The sequence below is a fragment of the Microbulbifer variabilis ATCC 700307 genome (genome assembly GCF_000380565.1).
Taxonomy (GTDB): domain Bacteria; phylum Pseudomonadota; class Gammaproteobacteria; order Pseudomonadales; family Cellvibrionaceae; genus Microbulbifer; species Microbulbifer variabilis.
The window spans coordinates 179,032-192,884 of sequence record NZ_AQYJ01000022.1 but is presented as its reverse complement, the minus strand read 5'-3'; the positions used below and the strand labels follow the sequence as shown (position 1 = coordinate 192,884).

The following is a 13,853-nucleotide window of genomic DNA, read 5'->3' as shown; positions in this document are numbered from 1 at the left end:
TGCTATAACGCTATTAAAATAACTTCAACAGCCCTGATTAGGATCGAAAATTTAAGCCCACAATTTCATGACCAAGTATATTAAACTCAATTCAAGGCTAGTATACATCCCACACTTACAACCTTTCCCTTACCCAAAAAAGTGTGAAATCTACATCAGATAAAACAATAAGCACTTCCTCTTTTATTTAGAACTTAAAGAAAAAGCGAGGAAAACCTAGGTGTCGATCATTAAAGGCAATTCTAACAATTGGCTGGGCACTAATATTCTATCAATCACACCACCGACAAGGAAAAAGCAGGTGTGGGTTCAACCTGTCAAGGCAACACCCTGTTTAATAACCTGCTTTGGTGTCGCAAAATTCAGTGTTTTTCTTGGCCTGCTATTAAGATCGTTAGCAACTTGATTGAGTTTCCTCTGAGTATGCTGCGCCAAGCATGTCTTTTTTGGAAAGTACTGACGGATTAAACTGTTGGTATTCTCATTCGTTCCCCTTTGCCAAGGGCTCTGAGGATCGCAGAAGAAGACAGGAACATCTGTATTTTCCTTAAATTCAGCGTGCTTCGCCAACTCCATTCCTCGGTCCCACGTCAGTGATTGGCAAAGCTCTTTTGGCAGTTTTTAGACCTAGCAACAAGCACCTGGTTCACAGAAGTCGCATCTTTCCCTTTCAATTTAAGAATGATCGTAAACCGCGATTTTCGATCCACAAGCGTGGCGAGATGAGTGTTGTTTGAACCTGACACTAAGTCACCCTCCCAATGACCTAAAACACATCGCTCTTGTATCTCCTGAGGACGCTCCCTTATCGATATACCGTTGAAGATGTTGATAGTACCGCGCTCGCCTTTACGTGAATGTTGTTTGCTGTGACGAAGACTGTGAGATCGACGCGAATGCTTTACTAGCTTATGATGAAGTGCTGAACGCACATGGAAGTACAGTGTTTTATAGATAGTCTCTGCTGATATCTGCATTGATTCATCAGCCTGATATGTCTTCCTTAACCAACCCGATATCTGCTCTGGAGACCAGTTCAACTCTAATTTTTCCAAAACAAGCTTCTTTAGCCTCGAGTTTTGCTCCAGCAAATACGGCTTGGGACGCCTTGCCATCCGTTTTGTACGGTTGTTTGCGTCTACTGCTTTACAGTATCGTCGCCCCCGATTTCTCTGAATCTCACGCGAGATTGTGGATGGATTCCGATTCAAGGAGCGAGCGATTACTCGAATACTTTGTTTTGCAGAAAGATCTGCACGTATTTCCTCGCGTTCGGCTAATGTGAGGTGTTGAGGAGATGGCTTTCTGGATATTGGTTTAATTCCGCCAGTATCTCTCAAAACAGTAAAAATGGTTCCTGACTTAGAATCTATGGCATTGGCAATTTCACAAAAGCCAATGCCCTTTTTCCAAGCGTCGAAAATCCACTCCTTTTCTTCTGCTGTAAATATGCGCTTCATTCAATGATCCCCCGATAGGCCATATTCCTACAGGGGTGTTGCACTGATCAATTGAATCTACAGGTACTTAGATTAGGAGAATAAAGTAAAGAAACTCAACCTCAATAAAAAGCGTCACTGAGGCCAATAAATTGATATTGGTTTAGGTTACTTTAAACAACCATGTAGAACTTCGTAGTATTTGACCGATAATCTTTCTAAGAAATTAACAAAAATCAAAGCAATAAAAAGGGGGCTAAAATAGCCCCCTTAATATGATGCTTTAACAGCTCTTAGAACTGATAGGTAACACCAGCCCAGGCGTAGCGGCCCTGGAAGTCGTAAGTGCCGTTCCAATCGCTACCTGAAGTAGTAGACGGTTCACGATCGGTCACATTATCGATACCAGCGGTTAGGCGCATGGACTCATTTACATCCCAGCCTGCTTTCAAATTCAGATAAGTGTGGGAAGGCATGTCCATGTATGGGCTGTGGCCATCACCAATGTACTGAATGTCAGCTCCAAAGTCCCAGTTGTCAGCGTACCAGGTTGCACTGGCAAGGCCGCGCCACTTGGTGTAAGCCTCACTGGTAGTGCCGATGTAGTCTACCCGGTCAGTGGTCTGGTCTGTCTGAGAGTTGTACTCTTCGTACTCAAGCAGGTGAGTTGCCTGGGCACGCAGAGCCAATTTACCCGCATCGTAATGGAAGTTCTGAACTACATCGATATCAATACCGCTGGTGTTGATCTCACCGATGTTCATCAGGGAGCCTTCCAGATACTCGATCTGGCCACTGTCGCTGCGGCGTACCAGCGTACAAGCTGTAGCGTTGCCATCGCGGTAGCAGTCATCCAGGATTTGCTGTGTATCAGCTGAAGTGATTGCATCCTCGACTTCAATTTTGAAGTAATCAAGGGTGATAGACAGATCTTCAGCAAAAGCCGGGGTCCATACGATACCAGCCGTGAAGCTTGTAGATTCTTCAGGCTGCAGATCTTCGTTACCACCGATGTTGGTTGGTACCTGATTGCCTGCTTGGGTGAAGCCTGCGCCTACCATGCCACAGTTTGCACCCTGCCCATCCTCATTGTTGCTGCTGGTATCACAGGGATCGATGAGGTACTCGTAGCTCTGAGCAGAACCACTATAGAGTTCATAGATACCTGGAGCACGGAATGCAGTGGATAAGCTGGTGCGGAAACGCAGGTTTTCTGTTGGTGCGTATACAGCGCCAAGCTTATAAGTTGCCTGACCGCCAAAGGTGTCATAGTCAGAGTAACGTACAGCAGCGTCAACGGAGAGTTCATCAGCAAACTTGGCACCAGACAGGATTGGCAGGTTGAACTCTGCAAATACCTCAGTTACCGCAAAGTCGCCAGAAGTGGCATCTTGTTGGTTGCTAAAGGTCTCACCAAGTTGAGTTTCTTCACTCGGATTAAACTCACCAGACTCTTTACGATACTCAACGCCCGCAGCAAAACCTAAAGCTCCACCTTGGAACTGAATAGGTTCGATGTCTCCGGTCAAGCTGGCGCCGACATTAAGCATATCGTATTCGTTGTCTTCACGATCGGTGTAGCTGATGTAGTCGATAACTTCACCGCTCATGCCGCCGAGGAACTGGATATCTTCCTCTGCAATACCGCTTACACCATCAAGAATTTCCTGAACTTTCGTCTTGCTGATGGAGTTGCCAACGGTGTTATCACCTTCGTTTCTGCCGTAGCTCACGAACGCATCCCAGCCCCAGCCATTGGAGAAATCACCACGCAAGCCGCCGAGAATTCGGTAAGTTTCAGTTTGTTGCTCAGAGTCGCGAGTACCACCAGCAACCGGGCGTAAGCGCACATCACTGAGGCCGTCTTGCCAGTTTTCCCCGTGAGTGGCTTCTGGTTCAGTAGGCTTCAGGTCATCAGGGCTGCCCTGGGCTTCCCACTCTGCAACAGCTGCGTTATATGCCGCGAGCTCAATTTGGTAGGCATCTTCAGCCGCTTGCCAAGCGTCGGACAACTGAGACTGGACTTCTGCTGAAAGATGGTCAGCAGTGATGTTCAGGCCATTGCCTGCATACATCGGCTGAGCAGCAAGCTGCTGATTGGTAGTTTTAGTGGTGTAAGAACCTTCTCCATAGAATTCGATGGAGTCAGTAATTGAGAAGGTGCCGCTTCCTGTAAAGCTGGTACGTTCCATAGACCCGGACAGCCACATGTACTGGCCAATGTCGTAGGAGGAGTAATCACCAAGCGTTTCACCATCCTCACCAACACTAAAAGCACCGTAGTTGGTGAAAATATTGCCAGTCGGGGACATAGAGCTTTGTAGGCCAGCCCAGTCACGGTCGGTGTAAGCGATCTCATCGCGCTTACTATGAGTAACGTTGCCGATGAATTGTCCGCGATCAAACTCTTTACCGAAAGTGATAGACAGCTCGCCATTCTCTCCGCCACCAGCTTCAGTAGCACCAGCACGGGCATTTATACGCACACCATCGAAAGAGTCTTTCAATACTACGTTGATAACTCCAGCCACAGCGTCAGAGCCGTATACCGCAGAGGCACCATCAGTCAGCACTTCAATCCGGTCAATCATGTCTACAGGGATATTGTTCATATCTACAGCAGAACTCACGCCTGAGCTTGAAGACACAAAGCGGCGACCATTAACCAGTACCAGGGTACGCGCTGAACCCAGGTTACGTAGGTCCACGAATGAAAGACCAGCACCGCCATTATTATCGTTGGCGTTGATACCGGTGGTACCCATGGACGGTAGTTGGTTCAACAGTTCGTCGATGGTGCCCACTCCAGAACGCTGGATGGCTTCTGAGTCAACGAGGGTAATTGGGCCAGTAGTGGACAGTGGGTCACGCGCAATGCGAGAACCAGTAACAACTACTTCTTCAACCTCTGGTCCGGGGACGGATTCCTGGGCGAATACGCCAGTGCTGGCGATCGTGCCCAGTGCTGCAATGGCAACGCTCAGTTTGGTCTTGATCATAGTGGAACCTTCTTATACTTAAGGTACTTAAACTGCTTTTATCTATTAGCATTCTTAAAGAACGTACCTGACTTTAAAGCATTGAAGAGATTTATGGAACTATTGTGACTTTTTTTTGTTCAAGGTTGGCTTGCTTGTGATTAAAAACAAAAAGATATTTAGTACATATACCGTTCGATATCAGATATACATACTTATCTAGCAGTCTAAAATTAGCTTTATATTGCGAAATATAGGGCTTTATTAGTATAAAAACACTTAAGCCCAATGCTATCCAAGATAAGCTGATTGAAGGCTATTTTGGCAAGATTTAGCCCCGGGTTTACTCATATTAGGGGGAGCTTGTGGGGAAATGGGGTGAGAGAGCAAAGGGTCCTCTACCAATTCAGGGCTTATCGATCTCTCTAGAATGAAAACATGAAACTGTATAGCCAGGACTTAAAGAGTCCTCTTGATGAGATTATTCTCAAGGAGGCAGCGATCTGTATCATTATGAACCTATATCACTTACCACACATGACTGACAAACCTCATTACAGTCAGCTCACGCTGCCCCCTAGGCTCAGAACGCACCAGACCAACCTAAAAACCCCTGCTTATTATCACATTCCGACCTCTACCCCCAAAAACCACTAGTGGAAACACACATCAACCAAAAAGATAAAAGCCAAAATTAAAAAAGAGTGCCGCTCACCATGAGAATGATCGAAAATTAAGAGGAACTTCACTTTACGCAATAAATATCGAAAGTTTTTACTTCAAGACCATTAAGAAAGAATCAGTTATTAGAACCAGCCGGTTTTACCATCTTTATTAACATGAGCAATATAGTTCTTAATTAGCCTGCCCCTGAATCGTTCCTTTCTCCGCCTTAGGGTGACCTCAACGATTGGTGGCCTTATAATAGATCCGCCTTTATTTAAGCATTAGCATGGACTTGTTTAAGATAATTGGAAATATCTAATGAGAAAAAAATCACTCATCTCTGTTTTTTTCGGATTGGGGCTACTTATAGGCTGCGCAAGTGAGCAACAACAAGGCCAAAACATTGCGCCATCCAGCCAAAATACAAATGAAGTCGAGAGTAACACCAGCAATCAACTGATTTGTAAATCAAGAGCAATTACCGGCTCCAGGTTTAAGCAAAAAACATGCATGACAGCGGAAGAATGGAAAAGGATGTCTCGCGAGTCATCCAACATGGTAAATAACCAAAATCGTAAAGGGGTTTTAGGCAATCCTGAAGGTGGATAATTTGTACCAACTAAAGTTTTTGGGGCAGAAGCTTCAAAAAAATTGATCATCCACCAAGGCGCTTGTGTAAGCGCCTTTTTTTCAATCATCTGCTGTGGACAACTCAAATGACTAAACCTCAGGCTTCATTTAGTGAATTGCAACAATCCAAAAAGCTCATTAATAAGCACCAATATACAGCAGCTGAGGCTAAATTACTGAGGGTTCTAGAAGACTCTGATAACAACTTGAAAACTTTGGCTCTTGAGGAGCTATACAAACTTACTTTGAGGCTTGGCAGAAAGGATAAGGCCCTAGATCATTTATTTTCTCTTGCTTCAATAAAAAAAAATGACACAAGCTATTGGGCCGAAGCATATAAGCTAGCTCAGTCACAAGGATATAACGATAAGGCTATACAGGCTCTAAACTATTACATCCAACAAACGCCAGAGTGCTCCCCAAACATTGTCTACAACCTCGCATACCATTTAAAAATAGAAAACAGACTTTCAGAATCCTTATCCTTTTACAAAAAAGCTCTGAGCAAGGGGATCTCAAATCCGGAAGAGGTCTACACAAATATCGGGGTCATTTATTCTGAACTAAGACAAGAGGATAAAGCCAAAGACAGTTATCAGCTTGCACTAAATAAAAACAGAGAATATACACCCGCCCTTTTAAACCTTGCCGCTCTGTTTGAAGAACAAGGCGACAAACAGAAAGCAACTAAAATATATCACGAAGCCCTGAAAGTCGATCCAAAATGCAGTTTGGCTCTCGCTCGACTATCATATATGTACCATGCCGACAGCATCCAGGACCCTCGTATAAACAATATAAGAAAAGCCTTAGATTCTGGTAGGCTCTCTAACCTTAACATGGAGGAACTAAATTTCGCACTAGGAAAATTGCTTGATGATTGCCACCAGTATGATGCAGCATTTAAAACTTATTGCGAAGCCAATGCCTTAGGTGCTCAACGAATCCCACCTTACGACCCTAAACTACAGGAGTGGCAAACAAACACACTGAAAGATGTGTTTTTTAAAGATAATTCCATCCCAGAGGGATCAGGGAATAGCAGTATCACTCCAATCTTTATTTGTGGTATGTTCCGTTCAGGCTCCACCCTACTTGAACAAATATTAAGTGGCCACTCTCAAGTCTCCCCAGGTGGAGAAATAAAATTTATACCTGAACAGGTTAAAAAGATGGGAAGCCTATACCCTCCAATCCTGAAGACAAAAAAACAAGACTTTTTCAATAGTTTATCAAAACTCTATATAAAAGAATTAAAAAGACCTGTTCCAATCGAAAAATATATCACAGACAAAAGGCCTGACAACTTCCTCCACATTGGATTAATAAAAAAAATTTTTCCTAAAGCGAAAATAGTATGGACAACAAGAAACTTTTTAGACAACTGCCTATCAATTTTCTTCCAACAAATGGGGCCAGATTTTAATTATTCAGTAAACCTGGAACATATTGCACACTACTACAGCGAACATATTGACTTAATGGATCACTGGAAGAATCTTTTCCCAAATGATATCTATGAAATCAACTACGAGAACCTTGTAACTAATTCTGAAATCACAACTAGAGAACTTCTGAGATTTCTAGAGTTACCATGGGAGTCCAGCTGCCTAGACTTCTCCCAAAGGAAAAATTATGTGAAAACAGCCAGTATTTGGCAGGTCCGCAACCCTCTGTATAGCACCTCTATGGGAAGAAATAATTATTACAGCAAGCATTTAAAAATCTTAAATAAATATAAGAGCTAAATCTATTCTAAAACACCAACAAAAAAGGCGCGGCATATCATGCCGCGCCTTTTAACTTCTAAATCTAGCTTCTAAATTTAGAAATCCACTGTCAGACCTAAGAATGCATAACGTCCAAGTGCATCATAGATTCCTGGGAAGGTATTACCATTACCAAAAATACTTGAACCTGCATCAGCGGTTAGAGGTGGCTCCTTGTCAAAAACATTATTAATACCACCACGAATGGTCCAATTTTCAGAAGCTGCCCAAGAAGCAGCTAAATCAAAGTAGTCAACTGCATCAAAGTCTGCTTCATTTGCACCAAGATCAGTAACACCACCAATATGGCGCCAACTACCAACCACATCCAAATTCCAAGGGGTAGACCACGTTGTACGTAAGGTGCTTACGAAATCTGGAGTGGGTGTACCACAAGAACTGCCCCAATTACCGGCGCATTCTTCAACTGGCTCGCCTTTAAACTCCTGCTGATCCCACTTTGTGAGGTATGTTGCAATCAAGTTCATATCAATTGCGCCATAGCTTCCAATATCAAAGCCATAGTTTGCATTAATATCAACCCCTTCAGTCTCAAAGTAACCGATATTGACATCTACCGCTGTAATAGCCGCTTCACCAATCCACAAGTTACCATTACCACCGCGGCTAATAGAATCACAGAATCGAGCCTCACCAGTTTCCAGACACTTATTCAAGATGGTTTCTGGCTGAATATTGGCAATTGCATCCTCAACAGTAATATTGAAGTAGTCGGCACTGACAGTCAGCCCCTCAACAAATGAAGGAGAGTACACAAAACCAAATGAAAGAGTCTCAGACTCCTCTGGTGTCAACTCCTGGTTGCCTCCACCAATAAAATTATATTGACCAGCGGGTGAATCTATTGAATTACCATAGGTGGCTGCAGTAATGCCGCTATTCATACAGGCCTCAAGAGTTGCTGAAGGCGCAACTGGCTGGCCATCTTTAGTGCGAGATCCACAAGGGTCCTCAGTCATATCAAAAAGTTGTATTGACTGGGGGCGAAAAAGTTCACGAATATTTGCATGACGAACAGCTGATTGGAAGCTACCACGCAGTTTTAAGTCTTCAGTAGGCTGCCAGTCCGCTGCAATTTTATAGGTATTAGTCTGCTCATCTGTAGAATAGTCGGAGTAGCGGTAAGCTAGCTCTAATCCCAAGTATTCAATACCTGGCATTCCATTGATGAGTGGGACATTCATCTCACTAAAAATTTCTTTAACACTCAAAGAGCCGTCAACAGGCAATGTTGGTCCACCCTGTCCAGCACCCTCACCATTCTGATAACCAGCATCGGGAGAATAAACCAGGCTCTCACGGCGACTTTCCAGGCCCATTACTACAGCGATACCATTATCTGCGCTGGGGAGTTTCCAGCCGTAATCCGTCAGATCACCGGTCACATATCCTGAGATAATTTCCTGATCAGTCGTACCACGGGCATAAAGTGGCAAGACCAAGTAATCAATCGCTTCCTGAGTTACACCGCCCTCTTGAAATACATTCCAGGGCACACAGTTGGGGTCAGAACCATCAATAACAGATTGACAAACAGGTTGGCCGTATGTTTCTGCAAGGGGGTTTCCATTTGCATCCAAACGATCATCAGTACGAACGTCCAGCGCGCGGCGAATATTAGTTACAGACATATCGTTCAGATAAGTCTGTTCTAAACTAACTTCAGAATACTGATAGTAAACATCATAGTTCCAGCTATCGTTTATGTCGCCACGCAGCCCAAACACGCCACGGAAAGTGGTGTGACGCATATCATCCTGACGAGGTCCACCTTCCACATTTCGACGACCAATGTATACCTTACCTGGATTAAAAGTTTGAAGGCCTGTGTCTGGATCAGTATTAACAACTGTTAGATCACTAACATAATTATCTTTTGTTAAGCCGTAAACGCCGCAGATTGCTTGGAACTGCTCTTCAGAAAGAAGGGGGTTGCCGCAATACAAATCATCGGTAACGAAGAAAGCACCTGAGGGGGCAATCTGTGCAACGGTACGGTCATCCGTAAACATCAGCTGAGCATAAGCTTCAGCTTTCTCATTGATTTCATAATGACCGAAAGCACCCATTGTCCAGCGCTCATCAGGGCGCTGGAAGTAGTTCAGTGGGCCATAATTATACAGGCGGCTAAAGTTAGTGAAGCCAGTCCCATCAAGACTGTAGTCAAAGCCCTCTGTATTATCTCCCTCATTGCCCCCAAAATCAGTAAAACGCCCCCAAGGAACTGTTGAGGAGCCACCACACTCGAAGCTGTCAGGGCCTCCATCCAGGCTACAGCCACTGTAATCCCGGTCAGATTGTAGTACTGCATCAATTTTTCGGTAGTTCGCATAAGCTGTTACATTGCCGCGACCGTTATCGAGGTTGGCCCCCATAATCAGGGAAAAATCATTGGTTTCCCCGTCGGTCACACTGCCATCAGCCACATCAAATCCATTAGATTCGACCAAGCTTTGCATTTTGCTGTTGTCATTATTGTGTTGATACACACTTGTTTGGGTTTCGAAACGAACGCCCTCAAAATCATCCATCATGATGAAGTTGACAACACCAGCAATTGCATCAGATCCGTAAGTTGCGGAAGAGCCACCTGTAAGTACCTCAACCCGCTCCACTAAAGCTCCAGGGATTTGGTTTAAGTCAGCACCAGAACCACCCTGCAGTGGAGAACCTGCCGGCATTCTGCGACCATCAATCAGCACCAGTGTGCGCTGGGAGCCGAGCCCACGCAAAGAAACCGTTGCCGTACCAGTTGAACCATTGGCCTGCCCAGCTGTTTGAGTAGCAGCAACCTGCGGAAGATCGTTAATCAAATCTTCTACACGTACAACCCCCGTTGCTTTTAAGTCTTCAGCAGTAACGGAAGTTACAGGGCTAACACTCACATCATTCGCACGCTCAATACGGGAGCCTGTTACAACAACCTCTTCCACCATTTGCGCATCTTCTTGGGCAAAAGCTGGCATAGCTGGAACCATAATTGCCGCTGCAGTGAAGCCAAGGGCTCCCTTTACAGCCACAGATAGGAGATTCTTCTTCATGGTCAATCCTCTCTTGATCGTTGGACTTATTTGTTTTTTGTCATTTTTGACGTGTCATGAAAACAACTACCCCCAAGTGGCTGCTTTCTTCCCAACAGTTCTTGGACGGTCTAAACCAGGAAAACCTCAATAAATTCGGGCTTGCCCTTATATTCGTAAAAGTCACTTTTGTCCTAGGAAAAATAATTCACCTAAGCAGAGAATCACGCACTTCGCATTAGCAAGCAGTATATTTATGGAAAGGAAAGAGATGGCTAAAAATTAAGCCCTAGATGAAGCGGAACCAAAACAAGTACTAGCGAGGGCTCTAGAGGAGAGGAAAATAAAAAAGCGGGCCTTATGGCCCGCTGTTAGCGATTTCAGTAAAGAGGGTTAGAACTCCATACGAACGCCCACGAATGCACTGCGACCAATATCATTGTAGACAGCAGCAGCAGTATCGTGCCCGGTTGTATTGCCCGGAATACCACTCAAGATAACCGGAGCCTCTTCATCCAGGACATTATTAATACCGAGGTTTGCGCTGATGCTATCAGTGAACTGATAAGAAGCGTACAGGTCATGAGAGACATAAGTGCCCACCTCAAAATTGTACAGGTCATTACTCAAGTCAGGCACTGCATCGCCAATGAAAGAGGTCTCCCACTGTACCATCAGTCGATCCAAGGAGTAATTAACTGTCGCAACCCACTCGTTCTCAGAAAGGCCAACCTCTCCTACGAGCTCATCCCTTTCTCCAAACTTGGTCTCAGTGTAATCAATTACATGGCCATAGACTAAAGAGAGATCCAACTGGCCGCTACCTAACTCCATGCCCCACTGAACCTGGACATCCACACCTTCGGTCTCGAGGGAGCCTTCATTGATATAGCCGGAATTTACTTCAGTAATTTCACCCAACTGGAAGTCAGCGCCAGAAGTATCACGGACAACAAAATCACAGAAATTATTTGGATAACTAGTAGCGTTGTAGCAGAAATCCACAGAAGTCTGACGACCAACAGTATCGATTAGATTTTCAATTTCGATGTTGTACCAGTCAACAGAAACAGACAGGCTACCAATACCCAAGTCACGATCAAACACCACACCTAAGGTGTAACTGTCAGAGGTCTCAGGATCCAAGTTACCGTTGCCCTTACCAACGAAACCACCTGTTCCTTGGATTTCAGTCTGTGACAAGTCGAACACACCCTGATCGGCAATTCGAGCAGCTACAGCAGGAATAGCACGGCAGTTTTCTGCAATAGTGCCGGTAGTAGATGCAGTTACTCCATTACAAGGATCACTTACTGCACCAAAGGATTCTCCACCGGGTGCAAAAAGTTCACTGATATTTGGGGCACGTACAGCGCGTGCATACTGGCCACGAACTCGCAGATCATCATTAAGAATCCATGAAAAACGTGCAGTGTAAGCATCGGTATTGCCAACAGTATTGTAATCGGCATAACGATATGCAGCGCCGACGCTCAACTCTTGGACACCAGGAAGACCCGAGAGTATTGGTGCCTCTACCTCAACATACAACTCAGTAGCATCGAAGCTACCTTCAGTAGGCTCTTCTTTGTTTCCGGCATTCTGACCGGTACGAGTTAAGGCGTCAGGGAAATCTGCCGCGTACTCATCACGGTACTCAAGGCCAGCTGCCAAGCTTAAGGGGCCAGAAGGTAACTCAAGCAGTTCGCCACTTATGTTGATACCACCAAAGGTTTGCTTGGTGCGCTGGTCGCGAATTGACGGAGCAGTTACGTACTTTGCTGCATCCGCAGAAATGGCACCATAACCAAACAGGTTAATTGGTACACACCCTTCTGCTACTGCAGCGGCATCTGCACATACGATATTGCCATCGCCATCAACGGTCGCATTCAACGCATTTCGGAAGTTGGAAATATTAAGCTGACCTGTGCCACGCTGGCTATCCTGCATTTGGCCTTGACCAAAATAAGCATCCCAATTCCAGTCGTTGAACTCACCGCGCAGACCCATCAAACCACGGAAAGTTTGACGCTCCGCAAAATTGCCCCGCTGCTCCAGCTCTGTGGTACGACGGAAATATTCGATTACGTCGTCACCCTCAGCTACTACAGCAGCGCGCAGGTCATCAGGCACGAAGGGATTATCAACGGAGATTCCAGTAATAAATAAATCTTCATTACTGTGTGGATATGGCTCGATTTCACTCTGCGTTTCGGTGCGGGCAAAGGTGGTCTCGATAAACGCTTCCAGAGAGTCACTAATCTGATAGTTCAGGTTAGAGCTAATCAGGTAACGTTCTGTTGGTATAGTGTAGCGACGGAAGTTTTGACGGTTAAACCCATACTTCTCCTGGTCCCAAGGAACAACTTGGCCACCATCAACTACATAAGAATCCCCTGTGGATGGGACAAAGAAGCGGCCGTGCTCAGAGTAAGAAGAGTAAAAAGGAGCGGTGCTATCCTGACAATCGTCGATATTTTGTGTCAAGCGGCAAGTAGCAATATCGTCAACTTCAGTATTCTTACGGTCACGCGCCAAAACACCTTTTTGATCGGTGTAGGTCATAGAGATAACGGCATTACCTTTACCGTCATCAAAATTGCCACCAGCAGTGATGTTAAAACGATCCGTTTGGTCGTCGCCAAACTCTACTGTTTCACCATGCGAGGAGGTGATGCTCAGGCCCTCGAAGTCATCCTTGAGGATAACGTTGATTACACCAGCAAGTGCATCAGAACCATAGATAGCTGATGCTCCACCAGTAATAACTTCTACGCGCTCGATTAGCTCAGTAGGGATAGTGTTCCAGTCAACAGCTGATGTACCTGCAACACCAGAAACATAACGGCGCCCGTTAACCAGAACAAGGGTACGATCCTCACCCAGGTTGCGGAGCTCAACGGTGTTGACACCAGCCCCAGAAGTAAAGAAGTTAGAGTTGCTACTAGAAATACCTGACACACCAGTTGCCGGCAGACTCCGCAGAACGTCAGCACTGTTTATCATGCCGGAGAATTCGATACTCTCAGAGTTTACGGTTGTGATTGGTGTAGCAGCTTCCAGGTTAGATCTGGTGATGCGTGAACCGGTTACGATTACTTCCTCAACCAGTGTCGCGTCATTTGCATCCGCGGATTCCTGGGCAAAAGCTTGGCCAGTTGCTCCAAGGACTACAGATACTCCAAGTGCTGTCTTGATTGCAGACGAAAGGATATTCCTTTTCATTGTTTTATCTCTCTCTAGAGTAGGGCTGGGCCCTACTAGATACGTTTGAGTTTACTCATGAAGCAACCACCCCCATGGCCACTTCAGCTCCCAACGTAGATA

The 13,853-nt window shown here is 45.2% G+C and carries 5 protein-coding genes and 1 pseudogene; 2 read left to right on the top strand and 4 right to left on the bottom strand.

What is annotated here, in order from left to right; genetic code table 11:
- Nucleotides 1–309: 309 nt before the first annotated feature.
- Nucleotides 310–1,460 (bottom strand): annotated as a pseudogene (locus G367_RS0105030) (IS30 family transposase).
- 272 nt (nt 1,461–1,732) lie between these two features.
- Nucleotides 1,733–4,438 (bottom strand): TonB-dependent receptor plug domain-containing protein, encoded by a 2,706-nt coding sequence (locus tag G367_RS0105025; protein ID WP_020412017.1) that lies wholly within the window; start codon nt 4,436–4,438, stop codon nt 1,733–1,735.
- A gap of 963 nt (nt 4,439–5,401) precedes the next feature.
- Between G367_RS0105025 and G367_RS0105015 the strand changes: the two genes are divergently transcribed.
- Both G367_RS0105015 and G367_RS0105010 read left to right on the top strand, forming a co-directional pair.
- Nucleotides 5,402–5,692 (top strand): hypothetical protein, encoded by a 291-nt coding sequence (locus tag G367_RS0105015; protein WP_020412015.1) that lies wholly within the window; start codon nt 5,402–5,404, stop codon nt 5,690–5,692.
- Between the two features lie 107 nt (nt 5,693–5,799).
- The gene (locus G367_RS0105010; protein ID WP_020412014.1) at nt 5,800–7,461 is read left to right on the top strand and encodes a tetratricopeptide repeat-containing sulfotransferase family protein; all 1,662 of its coding nucleotides are present in this window, start codon (nt 5,800–5,802) and stop codon (nt 7,459–7,461) included.
- 77 nt (nt 7,462–7,538) lie between these two features.
- Here the strand turns inward: G367_RS0105010 and G367_RS0105005 are convergent, their stop codons facing one another.
- Together G367_RS0105005 and G367_RS0105000 are read right to left on the bottom strand one after the other, a co-directional pair.
- A complete protein-coding gene (locus G367_RS0105005) occupies nt 7,539–10,544 on the bottom strand; it encodes a TonB-dependent receptor plug domain-containing protein (protein ID WP_020412013.1) in 3,006 nt (1,001 codons plus the stop codon).
- Between the two features lie 372 nt (nt 10,545–10,916).
- Complete coding sequence (locus G367_RS0105000) at nt 10,917–13,751, bottom strand: TonB-dependent receptor plug domain-containing protein (RefSeq protein ID WP_020412012.1); 2,835 nt, start codon at nt 13,749–13,751, stop codon at nt 10,917–10,919.
- Nucleotides 13,752–13,853: the final 102 nt, after the last annotated feature.